The sequence below is a fragment of the Lysinibacillus sp. HST-98 genome, from assembly GCF_016757845.1.
Classification (GTDB): Bacteria; Bacillota; Bacilli; order Bacillales_A; family Planococcaceae; genus Lysinibacillus; species Lysinibacillus capsici.
Map to the genome: position 1 here is coordinate 42459 of NZ_JAENHX010000015.1, position 22816 is coordinate 65274.

General features: G+C 37.5%; 19 protein-coding genes and 1 pseudogene. 15 read left to right on the plus strand and 5 right to left on the minus strand.

All coding sequences use genetic code 11. The features are described from left to right. Window positions 1-41: 41 nt before the first annotated feature. The 9 genes from JIN86_RS22595 (at window position 42) to JIN86_RS22635 (ending at window position 11533) form a co-directional block, all read left to right on the plus strand. On the plus strand, window positions 42-989 hold the full coding sequence (locus tag JIN86_RS22595; protein ID WP_004227732.1) for a carbohydrate ABC transporter permease: 948 nt from the start codon (window positions 42-44) through the stop codon (window positions 987-989). A 12-nt stretch (window positions 990-1001) separates the two neighbouring features. Next, window positions 1002-1829 carry a carbohydrate ABC transporter permease gene (locus JIN86_RS22600; protein WP_004227733.1) on the plus strand — a complete coding sequence of 276 codons (828 nt, stop codon included), beginning with the start codon at window positions 1002-1004 and terminating at the stop codon, window positions 1827-1829. Further along, the gene (locus tag JIN86_RS22605; protein ID WP_202342939.1) at window positions 1816-2814 is read left to right on the plus strand and encodes an N-acetylglucosamine kinase; all 999 of its coding nucleotides are present in this window, start codon (window positions 1816-1818) and stop codon (window positions 2812-2814) included. The genes JIN86_RS22600 and JIN86_RS22605 overlap by 14 nt, the downstream gene beginning before the upstream one ends. Window positions 2815-2834: 20 nt before the next feature. Continuing rightward, window positions 2835-3740 carry an N-acetylmuramic acid 6-phosphate etherase gene (gene murQ, locus JIN86_RS22610; protein WP_009373331.1) on the plus strand — a complete coding sequence of 302 codons (906 nt, stop codon included), beginning with the start codon at window positions 2835-2837 and terminating at the stop codon, window positions 3738-3740. Between the two features lie 51 nt (window positions 3741-3791). Next, a complete protein-coding gene (locus JIN86_RS22615; RefSeq protein ID WP_202342940.1) occupies window positions 3792-4673 on the plus strand; it encodes a MurR/RpiR family transcriptional regulator in 882 nt (293 codons plus the stop codon). A gap of 304 nt (window positions 4674-4977) precedes the next feature. Continuing rightward, window positions 4978-5484 carry a phage tail protein gene (locus tag JIN86_RS22620; RefSeq protein ID WP_004227739.1) on the plus strand — a complete coding sequence of 169 codons (507 nt, stop codon included), beginning with the start codon at window positions 4978-4980 and terminating at the stop codon, window positions 5482-5484. Between the two features lie 12 nt (window positions 5485-5496). Beyond that, window positions 5497-5997, plus strand: coding sequence for a phage tail protein (locus tag JIN86_RS22625; protein ID WP_004227740.1), 501 nt, complete (start codon window positions 5497-5499; stop codon window positions 5995-5997). Between the two features lie 22 nt (window positions 5998-6019). Next, window positions 6020-6544 (plus strand): phage tail protein, encoded by a 525-nt coding sequence (locus JIN86_RS22630; protein WP_009373329.1) that lies wholly within the window; start codon window positions 6020-6022, stop codon window positions 6542-6544. A 45-nt stretch (window positions 6545-6589) separates the two neighbouring features. Next, on the plus strand, window positions 6590-11533 hold the full coding sequence (locus tag JIN86_RS22635; RefSeq protein ID WP_202342941.1) for an S-layer homology domain-containing protein: 4944 nt from the start codon (window positions 6590-6592) through the stop codon (window positions 11531-11533). Window positions 11534-11714: 181 nt separating this feature from the next. Here JIN86_RS22635 and JIN86_RS22640 read toward each other — a convergent pair whose 3' ends face one another. The 3 genes from JIN86_RS22640 to JIN86_RS22650 all read right to left on the minus strand — a co-directional run bounded on the left by JIN86_RS22640 (window position 11715) and on the right by JIN86_RS22650 (window position 16092). Continuing rightward, window positions 11715-12797 carry an ABC transporter ATP-binding protein gene (locus JIN86_RS22640; protein ID WP_202342942.1) on the minus strand — a complete coding sequence of 361 codons (1083 nt, stop codon included), beginning with the start codon at window positions 12795-12797 and terminating at the stop codon, window positions 11715-11717. Between the two features lie 106 nt (window positions 12798-12903). Further along, the gene (locus tag JIN86_RS22645) at window positions 12904-13764 is read right to left on the minus strand and encodes a PucR family transcriptional regulator (protein WP_202342943.1); all 861 of its coding nucleotides are present in this window, start codon (window positions 13762-13764) and stop codon (window positions 12904-12906) included. Window positions 13765-13905: 141 nt separating this feature from the next. Then, window positions 13906-16092: an MMPL family transporter gene (locus JIN86_RS22650; RefSeq protein ID WP_004227747.1), complete on the minus strand. Its 2187-nt coding sequence runs from the start codon at window positions 16090-16092 to the stop codon at window positions 13906-13908. 124 nt (window positions 16093-16216) lie between these two features. On the opposite strand from JIN86_RS22650, the gene JIN86_RS22655 reads away from it, so the two are divergent. From JIN86_RS22655 to JIN86_RS22675, 6 genes are all read left to right on the plus strand, one after another. Beyond that, the gene (locus tag JIN86_RS22655; protein ID WP_202342944.1) at window positions 16217-16837 is read left to right on the plus strand and encodes a TetR/AcrR family transcriptional regulator; all 621 of its coding nucleotides are present in this window, start codon (window positions 16217-16219) and stop codon (window positions 16835-16837) included. Between the two features lie 193 nt (window positions 16838-17030). Next, window positions 17031-17327, plus strand: a complete 297-nt coding sequence (locus tag JIN86_RS22660; protein WP_004227751.1) for a cupin domain-containing protein — start codon at window positions 17031-17033, stop codon at window positions 17325-17327. A gap of 533 nt (window positions 17328-17860) precedes the next feature. Then, the gene (locus JIN86_RS23850; RefSeq protein WP_009373326.1) at window positions 17861-17992 is read left to right on the plus strand and encodes a hypothetical protein; all 132 of its coding nucleotides are present in this window, start codon (window positions 17861-17863) and stop codon (window positions 17990-17992) included. Window positions 17993-18075: 83 nt separating this feature from the next. Then, the gene (locus JIN86_RS22665) at window positions 18076-18504 is read left to right on the plus strand and encodes a helical membrane plugin domain-containing protein (protein ID WP_004227758.1); all 429 of its coding nucleotides are present in this window, start codon (window positions 18076-18078) and stop codon (window positions 18502-18504) included. Between the two features lie 45 nt (window positions 18505-18549). Then, window positions 18550-19734 (plus strand): NAD(P)/FAD-dependent oxidoreductase, encoded by a 1185-nt coding sequence (locus JIN86_RS22670; RefSeq protein WP_004227760.1) that lies wholly within the window; start codon window positions 18550-18552, stop codon window positions 19732-19734. A gap of 146 nt (window positions 19735-19880) precedes the next feature. Then, window positions 19881-20825 carry a methyl-accepting chemotaxis protein gene (locus JIN86_RS22675; RefSeq protein ID WP_237497399.1) on the plus strand — a complete coding sequence of 315 codons (945 nt, stop codon included), beginning with the start codon at window positions 19881-19883 and terminating at the stop codon, window positions 20823-20825. 96 nt (window positions 20826-20921) lie between these two features. On the opposite strand, the gene JIN86_RS22680 is transcribed toward JIN86_RS22675, so the two are convergent. Continuing rightward, window positions 20922-22418 (minus strand): alanine/glycine:cation symporter family protein, encoded by a 1497-nt coding sequence (locus JIN86_RS22680; protein ID WP_004227764.1) that lies wholly within the window; start codon window positions 22416-22418, stop codon window positions 20922-20924. A gap of 101 nt (window positions 22419-22519) precedes the next feature. Continuing rightward, window positions 22520-22816, minus strand: a pseudogene (locus tag JIN86_RS22685) (amino acid degradation protein); the annotation flags it as partial.

The following is a 22816-nucleotide window of genomic DNA, read 5'->3' on the forward strand; positions in this document are numbered from 1 at the left end:
AGGGGTCTTGTTGTTTCATGATTAGTAAAAGGAGGCTACTCATGATAAGAGAATATACAGCTTCATCAGTTAGAAGGAGGAAATCTAGAATAAGATGGACTATCCATCTTTTTCCTATCCCTGCGCTGATAATCTATGGGTTGTTTGTGCTTTATCCGATAATAGCGGCCTTATCCTATAGTTTTTTTGAATGGAAAGGGATGGCTCGTGGTGATTTTATTGGTTTCCAAAATTTTGTGACTCTTTTTACGACAGAACCCTATGGCTCTATGTTTTGGAACGCCTTTAAACATAATGTCCTCTATTTTGTTGTGCAAATGATTGTTATGAATGGATTAGCCTTTTTTCTTGCCTTTATTATTTATCAAAAAATTAAAGGAGCAGAGTTTTTTAAGGCTGCTTTCTTTCTACCGCGTTTATTATCAGTTATTGTTGTAGGTTTCTTATGGAAGCTCATTCTCAATCCTAATTTTGGTACTTTAAATGTCATTTTGGAGAAATTAGGTCTTGAGACCTTACAAAAGGCTTGGCTTGGTGATCCCAAAACGGCATTAATCGCCATTATTTTAGTCAATTGTTGGTTTGGATTAGGTTTTGGTGTCTTAATTTTTCTTGCTGGCTTTCAAGGGATCCCGAGTGAGTTAGTTGAAGCTGCAAAGTTGGATGGCGCTAAGGGCTTTACTTTATTACGTACGATTTACTTACCTTTAATGGTGCCATCAATAATGATCATGGGCATTTTAACATTTATCCAGTCGTTTGAAGCATTTGAATTAGTATATGCAATGCAGGGCTCCATGGGAGAGCCTTACTATTCTACAGATACGTTAGCAGTGTTTTTTTATCGCTTAGCATTTGGTAGCTCTACCGCTTCTGGCACAACAGCTATTGGGTTGGGTTCGGCGTTGGCTACAGTACTATTCTTATTTATATTAGTTTGTACCACGCTATTTTTACGCTTTGCCAATAAAAGGGATGTTCAAATGTAAGGGGTGAGTCTAGTGAAGCAAGGCGCTATTTGGGTTCGACCATTTTATTATCTTGTGGTGTTTACGGTGGCGACCATTAGTTTATATCCAATTTTGTTAATGATTTTATCTTCATTTAAAAAGAGCGTGGACATCTATAAAAATCCATTGGGTTTACCGACTAGCTTTAGCTTAGATACTTACCGTACATTATTAGCAAAAATTCCATTTACCACGTACTTTCTAAACAGTCTATTTGTCAGTATTGTATCTGTTGTACTAATAGTGGTTGTTTGTTCACTGGCTGCATTTTATATTGCTCGCTTTAAATTCTCTTGGAATCAGGCATTGTTCTTTATTTTTTTATTAGGCATGATGATTCCTATAAAGTTGGGGATTGTACCGCTCTTTATTTTAATGCGTGATTTAGGGCTGATAAATTCCTTATGGTCTTTAATTTTGATGAACATGGCGACAGGTATTCCACTATCCATGCTAATCTTAACTGGCTTTTTTAAAACGATGCCTTATGAATTGGAGGAAGCAGCCCGTATAGATGGGGCGGGGAACTTAAGGGTTCTTTGGCATGTAATGTTACCGTTAATGAGACCTGCACTTGGAACAGTGGTGATTATAAATTTTATTGCTTCATGGAATGATTTCTTCTTTCCTCTTATTTTTATTACAGAAAAAATGAAACGGACAATACCTGTTGGAATGATGTCACTTTTTGGGGAGCATTCGGCAGATTGGGGCTCTCTTTTTGCAGGTTTAACATTAGCTTCATTACCAATGATCCTATTATTCTTTATTGCCTCAAAGCAATTTATGGAGGGACTGACGGCTGGTGCCATTAAATAGGCAATACATTATTGGGGTCGATGGTGGTGGGACGAGAACCCGTGCAGTGATTGGGACAAGAAATGGGGAAGTGCTAGCTTTTGTTGAAGGAGCTGGAACGAATATAAAATCAACCCCACCAGACGAGGTAAGGCTACATATTATCAAGCTCCTTGCCACGTTACTACAAAAGATAGATGCGACAAATAATGATATTGCTGCGGTGTTCTTATGTGTGGCAGGGGGCGATCGCCAATTAGATAAAGAACGCTGGGAGCAATGGGTTAGCTTCCTTTTCCCTGCTAGCTCCTGTAAGATAACCATCACCAATGATGCGGTAGCGGCACTTACTAGCGGCACATATACACAGCAAGGGCTCGTTGTGATAGCAGGAACGGGTTCCATCGTATATGCGGTTGGAAAAAATCATCAAGTTAGTCGTGTTGGAGGATGGGGTTATTTATTAGGAGATGAGGGCAGTGGGTACTATATTGGGCAAGAGGCATTGCGATTTATTACGCGACATTATGATGCTATTGGCGTGAATGAGGATCTGTTTACAGCGACTATTTTGGAGCAGCTAGCGTTAAAAGATCCTAATGAAATTATTACGCGTGTTTATGAGCATCCACAGCCACGTGTACTCATAGCCTCTATAGCTCGTGTAGTGTTGTGTTTAGCAGAGCAAAATAATGATAGGGCACAAAAAATTATTGAACACGCTACACATCATTTAACTCAATTTATCCAAATAATGTTAAAAAATGAGCCGCAGCTAAAAGGTGACTCTATTGTCCTATGTGGAGGTTTATTCGAAAATTTTTATTTTGTTCAATGCTTTCGAGAAAGATTACAGCTTGCTAAAATACTTAATCGACTAATACAACCAGAGGTGCCACCTGTTATAGGAGCTTTCGTTAATGGACTTCTCAGTGAAAGAATTCCAATCACAGAGGCTTTACAACGAAAGGTAAAAGGAACTTGGATGAGTATCCATGAAAAATAGTATGGAGGGATTTGATTTCAATGGAACGAATGACAAAACTGACGACTGAAGGCTATCATCCAGATACGACAAACCTAGACTTAATGTCCACTATTGAAATTGTAAAGCTGATGAATGAAGAGGATAAAAAAGTACCATTAGCCATAGAAAAGGTTTTACCTGAAATCGAGCAAGCTATCACAGCTGTTGTGCATGCACTAAAGAATGGCGGTAGATTATTTTATGTTGGTGCAGGGACAAGTGGGCGAATTGGTTTGCTAGATGCCGTAGAATGTCCACCTACATTTAGTACGTCACCAAAGCTTGTGCAGGCAATATTGGCTGGAGGAGCAGATGCAGTAATGATTGCCATAGAAGGTGCAGAAGATGATCTTTCATTAGGAGAGGTTGAACTACAGAAACACCAGCTAACAGACCAAGATGTAGTAATAGGGATTGCAGCAAGCGGTCGAACGCCTTTTGTCAAAGGGGCATTAAACTATGCTCAACAACTAGGGGCAAAAACAATCAGCTTAGTCAGCAACGCTCATTCTATTATTAGTAAGCATGCAGATATTGCTATAGAGGTGATTACAGGACCAGAAATTTTAACAGGTTCTACAAGACTAAAGGCTGCAACAGCTCATAAACAAATATTAAATATGATTACAACGACAACCATGATTAAGCTTGGAAAGGTCTATAAAAATTTAATGGTGGACGTTCATGCTAGTAATTTTAAATTGCGTGAGAGAGCCAAACAAATCGTCTGTGAGGTAACGGGTGTTTCTTATAGTCAGGCTGAAAGTGTTCTAGAGCAAAACAATTATCAAGTAAAGCTCGCGATTGTGGTGCTACTAACGAATGCAACGATTGAAGAGGCAAAGGAATTACTTGCTCAATCAGAAGGGCATGTGCGTAGAGCGGTGGCACTAAAGAAATATTGAGGAAGGAGGTGCGTGGATAACTTCCTTTTATCTAGAGATGGAGCTGGAAAAATGGAAAAAATAAATGCGGGTTTAATTATGCTTGCTGAAATGTGCGAAAAGCTTCCACTCTCCGAAAAAAAGGTGGCCAGCTATATATTAGCACACCCAACACAGGCTATAAAAATGACAGCGGTTGAACTAGGAGAGGCAAGTCAAACAAGTAGTGCCGCAGTTATTCGGCTGTGTAAATCGTTAAATATTAGTGGTGTTCAAGAGCTGAAATTGCGCATTGCTGGTGATTTACAACATGCTAAAACTGAAGATCGGGATATTGAGGCGAATGAAGCGTTGCCATCGATTGTAGAGAAGGTAACGATGCAAAGTAGTGAAATTTTGACACAAACAGCTAATTTAATCGATATTGCTGAATTAGAACGTGCCATAACGGCCTTATCACAAGCCGATAAAATTATATTTTTTGGAGTGGGTGCATCAGGTATAGCAGCAATGGATGCAGATCAAAAATTTTTACGAATCAATAAAAATAGTAGGGCATTTGTAGATTTGCATTTAGGAGCTACAGCCGTTGTCAATACACAGAAGGGGGATGTGGTAGTAGGTATCTCCTTCTCAGGGGAAACGCATGAAGTGGCTAAAATCCTTGAAATAGCTAGCCAAACACCAGCCACTACAATCAGTTTAACACGCTATGGTAGTTCACTAGTGTCTAGCCTAGCAGACATTTGTTTATATGTATCTCCCAATGTTGAAGCTACCTTTAGAAGTGGTGCCACTTCCTCACGTCTAGCGCAGTTACTTGTCATTGACATTTTATTTATGGGAGTAGTGACGAGTGCCTATGAGGAGACAGTGGATCATTTAGATGAAACACGTTCAGTTATTCAAAGGCTGCATAAAAAAGTGGCTAAACGAAAAAATAAAATAAAATAAAAACATATTAAAGTTTGTATGTTCAGACTGTAGACAAAAGCTATCGAGAAGTTTCTCTCGATAGCTTTTGAATTTTTCTTTCTCAGAAATAAAACGAATTCAGGTTTGGAGGTAGATAGTTAGATGTAATATCAATACCCACTTTTCTGAAATCTTTCTTATAAGCAACAATATTGTATTGATATTTTGGATTAAATGGTAGGTGAGTTAGTCCGTTTTGGAAAAAATATATTTTTTAACCTAATTTTAACCTTGTTATTGTAATGTGCTAGGTAAAGCAATATTTTGTAAGGAGGTTTTAAGGATGGAACAATATGTCGGAGAAATTCGATTATTTGCTGGTGATTATGCCCCGGATGGCTGGGCTCTTTGTAATGGTCAACTATTATCTATTTCCGAAAATGAAATACTTTTTTCTCTGATTGGCACAACCTATGGGGGAGACGGACAAACGACCTTTGCATTACCCAATTTTCAAGGCAGGGTTGTTGTACATCAAGGACAGAATCCAATGACTGGCACTACCTTTGTCAATGGTCAAATGGGAGGAGTGGAATCTGTCACTTTAATCTCATCACAGCTTCCTGCACATACACATCAGGTAAAGGCATCTTCTCTTGATGGCACAACACCCAGTCCAGAAAATGCTGTTTGGGCAAAAGATATACAATATTCGACACAACCACCAAATGGCACAATGAATGCCGCCATCATTTCAAGTGTTGGAGGAAATACACCTCATGACAATGTAATGCCATTTTTGACAATTAGTTATATTATTGCGCTTTACGGTATGTATCCAATGGAATAGGAGGTATGAAGGATGAGCGAACCATATGTAGGTGAAATTCGATTGTTTGGCTTTGGTACAGTTCCGAGGGGCTGGGCACGATGCGATGGGCAAGTATTGCAAATTAATACAAACCAAGCTCTATATTCAATTTTAGGAGCAACTTATGGTGGTAATGGAACATCGACCTTTGCATTACCTGATTTAAGAGGCAGAGTTCCAGTTCATGTAAGTAGTAGTATCACACTTGGAAAAAAAGCAGGAGAAGAGGTACATGTATTAACAACTAATGAAATGCCAGCTCATACACATGTTGTCAATTGTAGCTCGGTAGGTGCTACGTTGAAAGAAGCTACTGGTAATGCATGGGGAACATCGACTAATAATATCTATTCAGTCAATCAACTGAATACTAATATGAACGCGCAAGCTTTGTCAGCGACAGGAAACTCACAGCCGCATCAAAATATGCAGCCTTACACTGTAGCAAATTACTGTATAGCTTTAGTCGGAATATATCCATCAAGAAACTAGGGACGAAAGGAGGTAGGAAAAAGTGTCAGAAGCATATATTGGGGAAATTAGAATATTTGGTGGTAATTTTGCACCAAGAGACTGGGCTTTATGCAATGGTCAGCTTATAAACATTGCTTCGAATAGTGCATTATATGCAATTTTGGGTACCAGATATGGAGGAGATGGAAAAACAACATTTGCTTTACCTAACTTAAATGGTAGGGCAGCTATTCATCAAGGAACTGGAGCAGGATTAACACCGAGAAGTGTTGGAGCATCTGGGGGTTCAGCTACTGTTACACTATTAACGACTCAAATGCCTAGTCATAATCATATAGCTACTTGTAACAATACTCAAACAACAAATAATGAGCCAACTGGAGCAATATGGACCGAACAACAAGGTAGAGGTTCTCTCCCGGTATACTCAACTTCTTTGAATACATCAATGAACGCCTTAGCTATTGATCAAACTGGGGGAAGTCAACCACATAACAATATGCAACCATATTTAGGACTGAGTTTTATTATTTGTTTATATGGGGATTGGCCTCCTAAGAGTTAATGATTCATTAAATGAAGGGTGTGAAACCAAGAAGGAGAATATTAAATGGGAAAAAAGATATTTACAATAACCTTATGTTTGATGTTAATCGCTTATAGTCAAATGGTAGGAATAGGGTTCGTGTCACCTTTAAAAGTGGAGGCGGCTGCATGCGATTCGCCAGATTTTCCAAGTTGTATACAGGATTTAACACAAGCTTCGTGGAAAGATGATACAAATAATGGCTTTGTAGTGAGTGGTATTCCTGGTGATGATGGTATTAATATATTCAAGTATAGCAATGGATCACAATTTCCAGCTGGTTATTATTTTGATGCAGATGAACATTCCCCACCAAAATCAATTAGAATTTCTGCTGGAGAAAGCTTTGCAGGTGGTATCTTCGATTTAAAATCATTAAAAATTAATACGATTAATAAACACCCTGAAAACGATGCATTGTCCTTAACAATTCAAGGGTATGATGGAGCAGGAAACCCAAAAGGAAATCCAGTAACTTTTAAGACAGTTGCAAATCATGAGCCTATTTATGATATTCCTATTAATATAGAAGGAATCAACTCATTTTTCATTACTGCGAGTGTAAATTTTATACCTACTGTACAGGCGGGACTATGGGATTTAACGTTTACTCAATTTATAATAGATATCCCAAATAATAATCCGCCAACAATTACAAATGGTGCTATTGCTACCTCAAACATTACTACATCAGAAGTACAGTTGGGCTGGGCTAAAGCCTCTGATGATATAACAACACAAGGGGACTTAGAATATCGAGTCTATCAATCTAGTAGTAATAATATTGGTACGGTTAGTACAATTGAATCGAATGGGACACCGTTAGGCGGCTACACCAAAGATATTACTTCCTTTAATGTGGCAGGTCTTGCTGCCAATACTACCTATTATTTTAATGTCATTGTCAAAGATACTGATGGCAATAAGAGCGCATATATGATGCAGCAAGTAACAACCCTAGCATTAAATAAGCCACCGACATCCAGTAATGGAACCGTAAATGTAAATGAGGGTCAAGTGTATACATTTAATAATACTTCCTTTGCTTTTTCTGATGAAGATGCTGGAGATACTTTGCAACAGATTCAAATCTCTACAATCCCAAATAGCGGGCAGCTCTTCCTCGATAGCAATAATAATCAGCAATTTGATGGTGGGGAAGCTATTACAAATGGGATGACAATTAGTAAGGCTAATTTAGATGCTAGTAAATTAAAATATGTTACTGAAAATGGTTCTAATTCATTTTTTACATTTATGGTAAGCGATGGGGTTAATTATAGTACTAACTATACAATGAATCTAGTCGTCAATGCGCGTCCAGCAGTGACAATTACACCAAATAATTCTAGTCCAACAAATAGCAATCCAATTCTTATAACTATGGTATTCAGTGAGTCAGTGACAGGCTTTACAGTTGATGATATAGCTGTTACAAATGGAAATGCTACATTACTGACAGGAAGTGGTACCACATATACGGCACAAATATCACCTAGTGCAGATGGAGCTGTGAAAATCAAAATTCCTGAAAAGGTTGCTGCAAATAGCGGTGGTGCATTGAATAAAGCATCAAATGAATTACAAATAATCTATGACGGTACACCACCAACTAATATTGACCTTAATAATACTATAGTACAAGAAAATAAGCCGATTGGTACAACTGTTGGTACATTGACAGCAACAGATTCAGGAAGCTCACAAACATTCACGTATTCATTACAATCAGGGGATATGAGCTTCTTTACGATAAATGGAAATGTATTAAGAACCAATGCGCTGTTTGCATACGATACGAAAAATAGCTATAAGATTACAATCAGAGTAACAGATGAGGCTGGCAATACGTTGGATAAGGAGTTTACAATCCAGATTACTAAAAATCACGCACCAACAGGCTCTATCATTGTTAACAGTGGGCAAATCTCGACAAGTTCTATAAATGTTACCTTAACTTTGACGGCAACAGATTTAGAAGGAGAAGCAATAGAAATGCGCTTTTCGAATGATGGTATTACTTGGTCCAGTTGGGAGTCAAAAGTATCTACGAAAAGTTGGACATTGTCAAATGGAGAAGGTAGTAAAACAGTTTATATGCAACTAAGGGATACTGCTGGCAATATATCAAATGCATTCTCAGATACAATTGTTCTAGATACAACACCACCAGTCATAACAGGGGTTACAAATAACGGTGTTTATAACACTGACGTAACAATTAGTCTTAATGAAGGAACGGCTACCCTGAATGGAGCAGCTTTCACAAGTGGAGCCACTGTAAGTACATCTGGAAATTATACTTTAGTAGCAACAGATAGTGCAGGGAATACCACAACTATTACATTTGTGATTGATAAAGCTCTGCCAAAAGCTGTAGAGGTAAAGATCAAATCGAATAATCTGGATCCTACAAAGGCTAAGGCAGGAGATACGATCACCTTAACAATGAAAACAGATAAAAATATACAAGCACCTATAATTACCATTTTGGGGAAAGCTGCTATTGTAACAGGAGCATCCACAAACTGGCAGGCAACATATGTTATGGCGAATGGTGATTTAGAGGGAACAGCACCTTTTACAATTAACTTTAAAGATTTGCTAGGCAATTCAGCAATAGAGGTAACTGGCGTAACTGATGGAAGCTATGTCATAGTCGATGGCATAAAGCCAACTGTGAAGAAGGTGGCAATGGCTTCAAATAATGCTAATCCAACAGTTGCTAAGGTAGATGATGTAATCACAATCGACTTTGAGACAAGTGAGGACATTCAATCACCAGATGTAACAATCCTAGGACAAACAGCAAATGTAAATGATAAAGGTGATGGGAATGCTAAAACATGGCAAGCAAGCTATACATTGAAATCTGGAGACGCAGAGGGACCCATTATCTTTACAATTGATTATCAAGATATAGCGGGGAATGAGGGCTTACAGGTAACAGAGGTTTCATCAGGAACAATTGTGATGTTTGATAAAAAGTCTCCTGAAATAACAACCTATTTCCCAGCGCATCAGGCAATTACTGTACAGCCTGCAGATAATCTTGTATTAACATTTGATGAAAAGGTCTTACCTGTAACTAGTAAAAATATTGTCATAAGAAATGCTACAGATAACCAAATTGTCGAAACAATTGCTGTTACACAAGCAAATGTTTCTGTTACTAATGAAACTGTGACAGTAAATCCTACATTGGATTTAGCCCATAACACCACTTACAGCATTCAAATTGACGCAGGTGCATTTACTGATGTAGCAGGTAATGCGTATAAAGGTATTACTAATAATACTTCCTGGAATTTTACAACTAGTGCACTGCAAACATATACGGTTACGTATGACAGTAACGGGTCTGATGGGGGGACAGTACCAACAGATTCAAAGCAGTATAAACATCAGGACACTATTTTAGTACTGGGCAATACAGGTAATCTAATGAAAGCAGGCTATACATTTGTAGGATGGAATACGAAGGCGGATGGAAAAGGTGTTACTTATAAAATTGGGCAAACGATTCAAATGGGGAAAGGGAATTTGATATTGTATGCTTTGTGGTCTAAAAACAATGTACCAGGAGATGGAGGATCATCAACGCCTAGTACACCAACACCTGATCCTGTTGCACCAAGTAATCAGCTAAAGATAAATGTTGTAGATCAAAGTATGCCAGATGATGTGCTCCTCCAAACCGTGTTAACACGTGTATTGAGTAACGGTAGCTTTCAAGATACAGTAAACTTTACAGTTGCAAATGCAAACGAATTTCTCCGGATCTTAGGGAATAAGGAAGATAAAAGATCTCGACTTGTGATCCCTAATTTGGAACCACCAGCAAGTGAAACAAAGGTGATACTTGAAAGAGATGCTGCTAAACGACTAATTGAGGGCAAATCACATTTTAGTATAGCCATGGGAATGGTCAAAATAGATGTTCCTTTTACTTCAATGAATGATTTCAATGAAGATATTTTCTTCCGAATTGTACCGATTAAGGATGCATTGCGGCAAAAAGCTATCGAGGATCGGGCTAAACAAGCTGAAATAGTTTTACAACAGGGTAATGGCGCTAATGTAAAACTCATTGGTCAGCCAATATCTATCGACACAAATCTACAAAACCGTCAAGTAACATTGCTACTACCATTACCAGCGAATCTCACATCAGCTCAACGAGAAAATATCATGGTCTATGTAGAACATAGTAATGGAACAGCTGAAATAATACGTGGGCGTTTTGCAGAATTTACGAGAGGGCAAACAGGTATAGTATTTGATGTAGAGCACTTTTCTACATTTTCTCTACTTTATGTAGAACAACCGCAGGAAGAAGAGCAACCAGAGAAAGAACCAATAGAGGTAGACAGCACATTTTCTTCCTATATTCATGGCTATACAGATGGCACTTTCCGTCCGAATGCAAATGTCACTCGTGCCCAAATGGCAGCAATGTTGGCAAGAAACCTAAGTGACAATCATGTACCAGAAGCGCCTAACCTATTTTATGCAGATACAGCTACTTCATGGGCAAAAAACGATATTGAATATATTCGTACAGAAGGAATTATGCAAGGACATCATGATCGTTCATTCGGGCCGAATGAAATGATTACTAGAGCCCAAATGGCGGTTATTGCTGTAAGATGGATTGATAAGCAATGTGTAGAAGGGTCTACAGATACCTTGTATTGCGAAAAAACCACAAGTGGAGAAACATATCGTGATGTGGCGTTCTCACATTGGGCAGCAAAAGAAATCAGTCGCATAAGTGCGATAGGTATAATGGTTGGCTCAGGCAATGGTGAATTTAGACCTGAAGAGAAACTAACACGTGCACAGGCAGTAAAGGTACTGAATCGAATCTTTAATCGTCCAATACCAACTGAGGACACAGAACAAATCTTCAAGGATATACCTAAAGAGCATTGGGCTTACTTTGAGATTCAAGCCGCAGCAAAATAAGATTAATAGAATAAGCACGCTAGGTGATAATGCCTAGCGTGCTTTTAATTCGTTTGAAGAAATCAATTAATTTCTTATTTAAATGTACCAGATGTAAGTTTGAATATAAATTTGATTGCCATCAATGGGATATACAGCTGGCTTTCTCTTCTAGAACTCGTGGATTCGAAGCATGCATGCTTCAAAGACGTTCCTCTGTTTGAGGATCGAAGAAATGAATTTTTTCTTCCTTCATAACTAGGAAAACCTTGTCGGATGGATGCAAATTGTTATCAGCCTGTACTCGAGCAATAAAATTTTGATTCGCTAAAGAACAATAGAGATAAGTTTCTGCTCCGAGTAATTCTGCAACATCAATCGTTGCAGTGAAAGTGTAAGGGGAAATAACATCAGTCATTTGTAAATTCTCAGGTCGTATCCCCATAATAATCTCTTTCCCTAAATAATTTTTTTCCTTTAACATTGGTAAATGCATGGATGGGATAGGGAAGCTTTGCTCGCCTAAAAGGATCTCGGTATCTGTTAGACGACAGTGGAAGAGGTTCATGGATGGTGAACCAATAAAGCCTGCTACAAACATGTTTAGTGGTGTATTATATACTTCTTTAGGTGTCCCAATTTGTTGTATAAGGCCATCCTTCATCACTACCAGACGGGTAGCCATCGTCATAGCCTCTGTTTGGTCATGTGTGACATAGATCGTTGTCGTTTGAATTCGTTGATGGAGCTTCTGGATTTCTGCCCGCATTTGTACACGTAATTTGGCATCCAAATTCGAAAGAGGCTCATCCATTAAAAATACCTTAGCATCTCTGACAATTGCTCTTCCCAGTGCTACACGCTGACGTTGTCCACCAGATAGAGCTTTTGGTTTTCTTTTTAAATAATCCTCTAATCCTAAAATCTTAGCAGCTTCTTTAACACGACGATCTATTTCCTTTTTATCGACCTTTCGTAGCTTTAAGCTAAATGCCATATTATCATAGACTGTCATATGTGGATATAAAGCATAGCTTTGAAATACCATTGCAATGCTACGATCTTTCGATTCCACATCATTCATGAAAACATCGTCAATGTATAGTTCTCCCTTTGATATATCCTCTAAGCCAGCAATCATACGTAAAGTTGTGGTCTTACCACAGCCAGAAGGGCCTACAAATACAATGAATTCTTTATCATGGATATGCAAATTAAAATCAGTTACGGCTTGGATATTTTTATCGTAAATCTTATAGATATGCTCTAACCTTAATTCCGCCATACATACTGCACCCCTTTACAAGTCATAATTTCATTGTAAATGACTTTAGAATAGAGTGATATGGAAAGCTTGCACAGTGTTGAAGGCATAATTTGTGCAGTTTGTCTTAAAGTGATTCTAAGAAAATAATGGCAAGATAAACTTCTAGTCGATGGGAAAATTGCCGAATATCCTTTTGCGTCACTTGTTGAAATTTTTCTAGGCGATTTTGTAAGGTATTACGGTGCATATACATTTTTTTAGAGGCTAATGTAATATTTCCATCGCATTCAATCAATTTCTTGATTGTATGGAGTAATTCTGGCTGAGAAGTGGCTCTTTTTAGGATAGAGGAGATAAAAACCTCTTTCTCTTGATAGGCTAGATGCTGCGTTACATATGGCACTAAAAGCTCTTGCTGTGTGAGTATATGCTTTGGTGTATAAGTCCAAATGGATGGTAGAAGGTGAACATACCAGTTAAATCGTTCCTTGGTCGTGGTGATGTTGTGTATAATATCAGAAACAAAAATCTTAAAATGAGTCTCTAAGTCTGCCATTAGGGGATTAACATAATGAGCCAAATCTAAGAACTCATTGCAGTCGATACATTCGATTATGACAAATAATTGTGGTTGAAGCGATAGCAGTATAATATCCTTCCCAAGTAAAGCTTCAAAGATTGAACGCAATAATGTAGATGTGGTAAAGTCTTTATCAAAATGAAGAAATAACAAACGATGCATAGGAAGAGTAGTTGGAGCAATATCTGTTTTATCTGTTAAATAATCAAGCCAAACTATATCATAGTTATCGGATAAGACAGTGGGTTCTGAGAATATTCGCAATAGCTCATATTCATTTTGTGTCATTGTGTGTATTGGAATTTCGTAAAGCTGATTGTCAAAATTAAATACATAATTTCCATCAGTTCTACCTGAGAAGGGGCTTAATAATGGGAAACGTTGCTGTAATTTTTGAAGATCCATGCATGCCACTCCTTATTTAAATAGAATGTGATAAGGTCAATTTACTATCATTATATGATGAAATGCTTATAGTATTAATATAAAAAACACGGACATGAGCATGTATGACAATCATACCTAGCTAATGTCCGTGTTATCTATTTAGGCATCTTTTTTAAATAACTTACCTGGCCAGAAAGCGTATTTACCTAGTACTGTTGTGATAGCTGGTACAAGTAATGGTCGTACGATAAATGTATCGAGCAATACACCAATGGCTGTCACAACACCAAATTGAACAAGCACTTGAATCGGTAATGTTGCCAGCACCGCAAATGTACCTGCTAGGATGAGTCCAGCAGATGTAATAACGCTTCCTGTTCGGACAACACCTTCTTCTACAGCTGTTAAATGGTCAGTGGTTTTACGCTTTTTCCAAATTTCTGAGATCATAAAGATATTATAATCCTCTCCGAGAGCTACTAAGAACACGAAAGCATACAATGGAATAGCTCCAGAAATTGCTTCGGCCCCCATGATATGATGTAAAATTAACCATCCAGCGCCTAATGCCCCAAAATAAGAAATAATAACAGTGGCTAATAGATAAACAGTGGCTGTAATAGAACGTAAATAGACAAATAATAATAATGCAATTAAGGCAATCATGGTTGGCATGATTACTGTTTCATCTCGCTTAGTTATTTGTTGTGTATCATATTGACTAGCTGTTTCGCCACCAAGCCAAACATGTTTCTCAGCGTTGTTGAGACCTTGTGCCTCTAGTATTTTAATAACCTCTTTTTGTAGTTCAGGAATATGAGCTAATGACTCCTGTGCATAAGGGTTGGCATTGAAATTGAGTTCATACAAGTGTATATTCTTATTTTTTTCGCCAATTTGTACATCTGCCACACTATCAATATAAGAGATAGCTTCAAGTTGTTGCTGGATATTGATATCAGTACCTTCTGTGTCGATTACTAATTGAACAGGTGCTAGTTCTCCAGGCGAAAAATTCTCCTCTATTAATGTAAATCCTTCTCTAGACGGCATATCTTTTGGGAAGGATGAAAGCAAATCAAATGTATATTGAATTCGCGGAACAAATGCCGCCAACCCTCCAAGCAAGATGACAGTTACAGCGATAACGACCCAAGGTTTATGGGTAACAAATTGACCAATTTTATGACTAATCTTATGTGAAGGCTTATGCTGTTTCTTGCCCTTTTTATTGGCCATTTCCTCCGTTCGAGGAGTGAAGGGGAAGAACGCTACTCGCCCAATAAGGACAAGAATTGCTGGTAGGACAACAAGTGCTGCGACCCCCATGACAAGCACACCAAAACTAAATGGTACGGCAAAGCGTTGAAATGCGCCATAATGGGCAAGACTAAGGGTCGCTAAACCTATAACCACTGTTAGGGCACTCATTAAAATAGCACCACCCGATTCTTTAACAGCTAGCTTCATTGCGACAGTCTTATCCTCAACATCAAAGAGTATTTCTCTATATTTTGAAATTAAAAATAAACAATAGTCAGTACCTGCACCGAAAAGTAAAACAGTCATAATGGAAACAGCCTGTGAATCTTTATCTATCCATCCCTGTTCAGCAAAAAAACCAAGTGTTGGGCTAATCACACCATAGGCAAGCCCTACAACAATTAAAGGAATAATAGCTAGCAATGGCGAACGATAAATAATAATAAGTAATACCAAAACGAGTAATACAGTTGCGATTAATAGCTTCACATCTGCTTGTGAAAATAAACTGACAGCATCAGTGGCAATTCCCACTGGTCCAGAATAGCGCACATGAAGTGCATCGCTTGATAATTTATCATCTAATTGGACTTGATAACCTTCCATTATTTTTGTCAGCTTATCTAAACTATCCTGTAGCATATCTGTAGCGACACCTTTTTCAAAAAACACCGGTGTAACAATTGTTGTACCATTTTCAGAAGCGGAAGCCATTAAAGCCTGAGGAGGCATTTGATCAAATGGTGGAACCATTGTTTGATGGGCTAAGGGCTTTGCTTGCAGCTCCTTGTATACACCCTGTATAGCCGAAAAATCATCAGGTGTTAAGCCATTTTCGCGATGCCACACCAACAATAGAGGTGTTCCAGCATCATTAGGAAATTGCTCTGCAATAATGGACGCAGCTTGCTCAGACATTTCTGTGTCAGGTAAGTTTTTGCCTGACTCACTTTCTATGCTATTGATTTGTGGCCAAGCAAATGAGAATACAACTACTAATAACACCCAAAAAGCTAGTGCTAATAATCTACCCTTTTTACTTGCAACCATTGAGCCCCATTGCTCAAGTGGATGTTTTTTCATCAAAAGACCCCCATTTCATGTAAGTGATTTAATTATATATACTAGAAGGTTAATTAATCAATCCATAAATATTAATATGTTATAATATGCGTAAAAAGAATGTTTAATTAAGGAGGCGAACTTGTTGAAACAATTACCGCGTGTTCTCGGGAGACCTCGCCATGATGAAAATGCGAAACCTACAAAAGATATTGTCCTTGAAACGGCCACAAGACTTTTTATTAAAGAGGGCTACAAAAATATTTCAATGGATGATGTAGCAAAGGCTTGTAACGTAACAAAGGCGACTGTCTATTACTACTACCCAACTAAAGGGGATTTATATACATCTGCTTTAATCGCTATGATGGATCGTATCAAGCTATCTATTCTACAAATTTTAGAGCAGCCTAAACCATTTAAAGAACGACTCGAACAGCTCGTTGAAGTTCATTTATCAGCCACGATTGATATTGATATGAAAAATTTTATGAAAGAGGCTACCATCAATCTTTCGGAAACGCAGCTGAGACAAGTTCAAACATCCGAAAATGGTATGTATCAAACAATAGAGCAGTCTATGCAAGAAGAGATGGAAAAGGGCACAATTCGAAAAGGAAATGCAAAGTTTTTCGCTCATAACTTTATGGCATTAATGACTGTAGGGTATTTTAAAGATGGCGATGGTAAAACTTTGCTAGGCTCAGTAGATGTGACGGCAAAGGAAGTAACAAATTTCTTCTGGCTTTCTGTTGAAAAACGTTAACATAAAATAGGTTTTTAAAAGGAGTTATCTCATTTATTTGGGATACTTCTTTTTTAGTGATGTAAGTCACAGACAATTAGAGCGATTCTTTATTATAGTGGGGGTGTGGCCTAGAAAGTAGTGGAACATCGTAAATCAAAAAGAAACTATATTAGCCTAAAACTAGGGACAACAGTGTAATGGGGGAATGATAATGACAATTATATCAATCCAAGCAATGCTTGAAGAAAAGACTAAACATATTGGTAAATTAGGGAGTATCGCTGGTGCAGATATTTTGAACATTCAATTGCGTGCAGGTGAAAAAATTGCTGAGCATCATGCGGACAATGAAGTGCTAATTATTGTTCAATTTGGTGAAGCTCGCTTTATCGTTGAAGGTGTGGAGGGAATTTTGACACAAGATACAATTTTAGCTTTAAAACCATCTGAAAAGCACAGCTTAGAAGCAATTACAGACGTTTGTGTTATTGTAATTAAATTAAAATAAAGACAAGCTCCTACTTTATATGGAGCTTTTTATATGCTCATTTTTGAAGAACTATAATTTTATGTGGTGACAGCCGTGCAACGATAGAGATGCCTTGTAGAAGCTGATTATGCTTCATAAACGTTTGATACAACAGTTGCACAAGCCCAGCTTTCTGCTCGTATAGAGGAGACGGAAAATCATTAGAGTGAAGCTATTTCTAAAGAAATGAGTGAAAGACTTGCTTCCTTTATTCTAAAATCTACTTCGTTAGCCAAGAGTGATACATTTCTATTGACACTAACAAAAAAGATTTAACTTCCTTAATGAATACTACTAGAGAAACCTGAAGCCGTCGATTATCTGCTTTCCAAAAAGAAGGGGATATAGAGATGACAGGAAAAAGAATGTTCATTAAAAATTATATGCATTGGAAAATTTATTATAGCAAGACAGTTAATAGTTGATGAAATCAATGAATTTTGAAAAGATTGTCGAAATTGTGATATAGCTCATTGAAATAATGTACAAACAGTCTTATAATGAAGGTTGTAATGTCACCAAGACAAGATAAGGATGGTATTATGATGCGCTTTTTGCGATTTAAAGTAAACATTGTAATAACAAGTCATACGAATCGCTATCCAGCCCTTGTGACTGGTGATTGTGTAGGATATACGCTGTAACGACTGTTAAGTTTTACCTTAATGGTCTTTTTTACATGTAAGTAATAAAAAATAGTACTAGTGATGGCAAAGGAGAGTTCAAAATGTCAGAAACGAATAACCAAACACAGGCTGAACAAGTAACTGTGAGTAAAGAGCAATTAGATGTACTAGATCAATTATTAAAGCCTGAAGTTCAAGAATCACTTACAACTTTAGTTGAGCAATTACCGAAGTTAACTGAAATGATGACATTATTAACGAAATCATATGAGTTTGCTCAAGCTGTTGCAACAGACGAAGTGCTTAAAAACGATACTGTTGGAGCAGTAACAGAAATCGCTGGTCCTGTAGTTGGCTCTGCGAAAAACCTTGCAGCAACTGCAATTGAAGCGAAAGACCGTGCATCTGAAAGCCACGAAGTAATTGGTTTATTCGGTCTTGTGAAAATGTTAAAAGACCCTCAAGTTCAAAATGTTTTCCGTTTTGTTAATGCTTTCTTACAAGTAAGCTCAGAACGCAAAGCCAAATAAGACTAAAGGTAAATTCAATTCGTAAGGACGGAGGATTAATTAATCATGTCAAAAGAAATCGTCATCTTAGGTGCAGGTTACGCTGGCGTTTTAACTGCATTAACAGCACGTAAGTATCTATCAGCTGATGAAGCTAAAATCACTGTAGTAAACCAATTCCCAACACACCAAATTATCACTGAGCTTCACCGTTTAGCTGGTGGTACAATTGCAGAAGGTGCTGTTGCATTACCACTTAAAAAAATCTTTAAAGGTTTAGATATTGACCTACACATTGCGAAAGTATCCAAATTTAATGTTGATACTAAAAAAGTTGATCTAGATAATGGTTATACATTAACTTACGACACACTTGTAGTATCTTTAGGTAGCCAAACAGGATTCTTTGGTATCCCAGGATTAGAAGAAAACTCTATGGTTCTTAAATCAGTAAATGATGCCAATAAAATCAACAAACATATTGAAGACCGCATTAAAGCATATGCACAATCTAAAGATGAAGCAGATGCAACAATCGTTATTGGTGGTGGCGGTTTAACAGGTGTTGAGCTTGTTGGTGAAATCGTGGACAACTTCCCGAAAATCGCTGCAAAACATGGTGTTAATTTTGCTGATCTTAAAATTAAACTTGTTGAAGCTGGTCCAAAAATCTTGCCAGTTCTTCCAGATACACTTATCCAACGCGCTACTGAAAGCTTAACTAAACGTGGCGTAGAATTTATTACAGGTACACCAGTAACAGGTGTTGACGGCAACGTTATTTCTTTAAAAGATCGTGAACCAATTGTTGCAAATACACTTGTTTGGACAGGTGGGGTAGCTCCACTTCCAATCGTAGGCGAATCAGGTCTAGCTGCTGATCGTGGCAAAGCAACGATTAATGAATTCTTACAATCTACATCTCACGAAGATGTCTTTGTTATTGGTGATGCATCTGTTGCCCTACCAGCTGATGGAGGTCGTCCACTATACGCTCCAACAGCACAAGTTGCATGGCAAATGGGTGAATGTGCTGGTTATAATGTATTTGCACAATACAAAAACCAAGACATGAAAGCATTCTCAGCTGTAAACTCTGGCACACTTGCAAGCTTAGGTCGTAAAGATGCTGTTGCTACAATTGGTGCAAGCAACACAGAGCTTAAAGGCCTTCCTGCAACATTAATGAAAGAAGCTTCTAATATTCGTTACTTAACACATATTAAAGCTTTGTTTGGTTTAGCCTATTAAAAAACAAAACACTCACTGCTATCACGCTATGTCGTTGTTAGTAGTGAGTGTTTGTTTTTTTCTTAAAATGTATATTAATTACTTTAAATCCAGTAAAATAAATACATATTCATATTCTATTTTCTGAGGTGATGGCTGTGTTAACAATGTTTCGATCAAAAAAAGTAGATATAGAGCATTTTAAGGCTAAAATTGATGAACTGAATGCAAAGCTGGATAAGAAAGATCATGATTTTCAAATTTTTTTAAATGAGTTACATAAGGAAATCATTGAAACTATTGAACAACATAACAAGGTAAATGACCAGCATACTATTTTAGGAGAAATGGTCGCAGATATTGTAGGAGAGTTTAATAAAGTGGAGGATAGCACAATTCAATCCAATAAAATTTCTGAAAATGCCCTAGATAAAGGCAATTTATTAATCTCTTCCTCGGATCAAATGATGACATTATCGGTTGAAAGTAAGCAGGCTGTTCAGGAGGTAGAGCATTTGATTGATGCGTTAGGAGAGCAGTCTCAAAAAACATCTTTAAGCATGAGTAATTTAAGTGAGCGCTCAAAGCAAATAGCGGAAATAGTAAATGTTATTGGAGAAATATCAAATCAAACCAATTTACTAGCTTTGAATGCATCTATTGAGGCAGCAAGAGCAGGGGAGCATGGTAAAGGCTTTTCGGTTGTTGCCGAGGAAGTTCGCAAATTAGCTGAAAATACGAAAACAAGCACAGAAGATATTGCTAATTTAACAAAGAAAATAGAAGAACAAATTGGACTTGCTTACGAGGATAATAAAAATAACATGCAGCTAGTAACAGAAGGCATTGATAAAAGTGCTAAAACATCAGTAAAAATTGATCAATTGCTGCATATTATGACAAATGTTCAAACGGGAATAAATGAGCTATTAGCTTCCATTAAAGATCAGAAGCTATCAAACGAAGACGTTATGCATAAATTTAATAGGACGACAGCCTTATTTGATGAAACAAATCGCGTTCTAACAAGCCATATTGATGAATCAGAAATTGTAACAAAAAAATTATTAGAGGCAGTTGATCAAGTAAAGCATTTTCCAACTGAAAGATAGATAATCTAACTTAAATTCTATGGAAATTTAATAAGCAAGAACCCTGCATAGCGGCAACTTTTCAACTTCTTAGTGACTACTACAGGGTTCATTTAATTATTTCAAGTCGCCAACTTTTTCTTTTAATGCGGCTAATTGATCTGGATAGTTTTTTTCAGTTATTTCATTCCACAATTCAGCATCTTTAATTCCACATCTTTCGGGAATAAAGACTGGGTCAAGCCCCATCTTCTTTTGCTCTTCATAATCTCTTAATGTAGCTATACCTGGCTTTGTTAATAAGATAATAGCAATTAGGTTTAACCATGCAAGTGTACCTACACCGATATCAGCAAGATTCCAAGCAGTTGATGAGGAACGAATCGTTCCAAAAAAGATAGAAATCACTAGTAGTACTTTTACGACAATAGCAATAGTAGCAAAGTTTTTATTGTTTCTAAATAAGTAAGCAACATTACTTTCCGTGTATACCCCAAAAGCAAGCATAGTAGTTATTGCAAAGAAAAATACAGCGATAGCAACAAAAGGACTTCCTAAACCAGGAATGAATGAGTTAATTGCTTCTTGTGCGAATGCAGTACCTGCTTCAACTCCTGGTAGATTCTCAACCAAAAATCCCCCATTAGGATGGGCAATATTGTAACTGCCTGTGGAGATGATCATAATGGCTGTAGCTGTACAAACAAGTAGTGTATCTACATAGACCGAGAATGCTTGGACAAGCCCTTGTTTAGCAGGATGAGATACTTCTGCGGTACCAGCTGCCTGTGCTCCGGTACCTTGACCTGCTTCATTTGAATAAGCCCCTCTTTTTACTCCCCACATAATTGCATTTCCAAAAACAGCACCGAATGCAGCATTTAAATTAAAGGCAGAGCTGAAAATTAAAGCAAATATTGCAGGTACCTCTTTTATATTGATAAATAAAATAATAAATGCAAGAAGTATGTAAGCAGTTGCCATAAATGGTACTGCATATTCTGCAACTTTTCCAACCCTTTTAATACCGCCAAAAATAGCAAATCCAAATATTGCTGAAACAATAATACCTGTAATTATTGGTGAAATCCCGAATGCATTTTTTGTAGAATCAGCAATATTAAAGGCTTGAACACCTGAGCCAGTGAAACCAGTTGCTATAATTGTAGCGATAGCAAATAATATAGCAAATGGCTTATTTTTTAACCCTTTCTCAATATAGTATGCTGGCCCTCCACGATACTCTCCTGCGATTTCTTGTTTCCAAACCTGAGCTAACGAGGACTCAATATAGGCAGCACCAGCTCCTAAAAAGGCTATAACCCACATCCAAAAGATAGCACCTGGTCCTCCAAAATAAATTGCAGTAGCTACACCAGCTATATTCCCAATACCGACACGTCCACCCAATGCCATTGCAAAGCTTTGAAAAGATGAAACGCCATTTGCCGAAGTTTTTCTATTAAATAATTGTTTAATCATATCTTTGAAGAGACGCACCTGTGGAAACTTCATAATAAGCGAAAAGTAAACGCCAGCTCCTAAGCAAAGATAAACTAATGCATTACTCCAGATAATCCCTGCTATTTTACCAGTTAAAGCGGCAAAATCCATATAACAACCTCTTTCTATTTTGTACTGTGTCATCTTAGATTATTAGGTAACAATTCAAATGAAAGGATATGAAAGCTACTTTGAATGAAGTTTCTTTTTACTTAAAATAAACTTTTAATCAATGTATCAATCATAATTGGCATCTCTTTAAACGCACTATCCACATGCAATCGCTCTGTTTTTTGATGGGCATCCTTACCAAATGGTCCGACATTTAATACAGGACCTTGTAATGCTGCCATCTCTTTGAATGGAATATGGTACGTATCGCCCCATACAGGTGTGTTCCGTTCAAATGCTAGCCACTCATTGGATGCATCTGAATAGTTGACATAGCTTAAATCACAAATTCCGTTAAAGTAGTGGATCTGCTCCACCTCAATATCAAATGTTTGAGC

Excerpts from the sequence above, each read along its gene's own strand:
- JIN86_RS23850 (WP_009373326.1), top strand. The coding sequence starts at position 17,861 with ATGTCACCAAGACAAGATAAGGATGGTATTATGATGCGCTTTTTGCGA.
- JIN86_RS22635 (WP_202342941.1), top strand. The coding sequence starts at position 6,590 with ATGGGAAAAAAGATATTTACAATAACCTTATGTTTGATGTTAATCGCT.
- JIN86_RS22680 (WP_004227764.1), bottom strand. The coding sequence starts at position 22,418 with ATGGATTTTGCCGCTTTAACTGGTAAAATAGCAGGGATTATCTGGAGT.
- JIN86_RS22660 (WP_004227751.1), top strand. The coding sequence starts at position 17,031 with ATGACAATTATATCAATCCAAGCAATGCTTGAAGAAAAGACTAAACAT.
- JIN86_RS22595 (WP_004227732.1), top strand. The coding sequence starts at position 42 with ATGATAAGAGAATATACAGCTTCATCAGTTAGAAGGAGGAAATCTAGA.
- JIN86_RS22650 (WP_004227747.1), bottom strand. The coding sequence starts at position 16,092 with ATGAAAAAACATCCACTTGAGCAATGGGGCTCAATGGTTGCAAGTAAA.
- JIN86_RS22670 (WP_004227760.1), top strand. The coding sequence starts at position 18,550 with ATGTCAAAAGAAATCGTCATCTTAGGTGCAGGTTACGCTGGCGTTTTA.
- JIN86_RS22615 (WP_202342940.1), top strand. The coding sequence starts at position 3,792 with ATGGAAAAAATAAATGCGGGTTTAATTATGCTTGCTGAAATGTGCGAA.
- JIN86_RS22625 (WP_004227740.1), top strand. The coding sequence starts at position 5,497 with ATGAGCGAACCATATGTAGGTGAAATTCGATTGTTTGGCTTTGGTACA.
- JIN86_RS22675 (WP_237497399.1), top strand. The coding sequence starts at position 19,881 with ATGTTTCGATCAAAAAAAGTAGATATAGAGCATTTTAAGGCTAAAATT.
- JIN86_RS22665 (WP_004227758.1), top strand. The coding sequence starts at position 18,076 with ATGTCAGAAACGAATAACCAAACACAGGCTGAACAAGTAACTGTGAGT.
- JIN86_RS22640 (WP_202342942.1), bottom strand. The coding sequence starts at position 12,797 with ATGGCGGAATTAAGGTTAGAGCATATCTATAAGATTTACGATAAAAAT.
- JIN86_RS22645 (WP_202342943.1), bottom strand. The coding sequence starts at position 13,764 with ATGGATCTTCAAAAATTACAGCAACGTTTCCCATTATTAAGCCCCTTC.
- murQ (WP_009373331.1), top strand. The coding sequence starts at position 2,835 with ATGGAACGAATGACAAAACTGACGACTGAAGGCTATCATCCAGATACG.
- JIN86_RS22620 (WP_004227739.1), top strand. The coding sequence starts at position 4,978 with ATGGAACAATATGTCGGAGAAATTCGATTATTTGCTGGTGATTATGCC.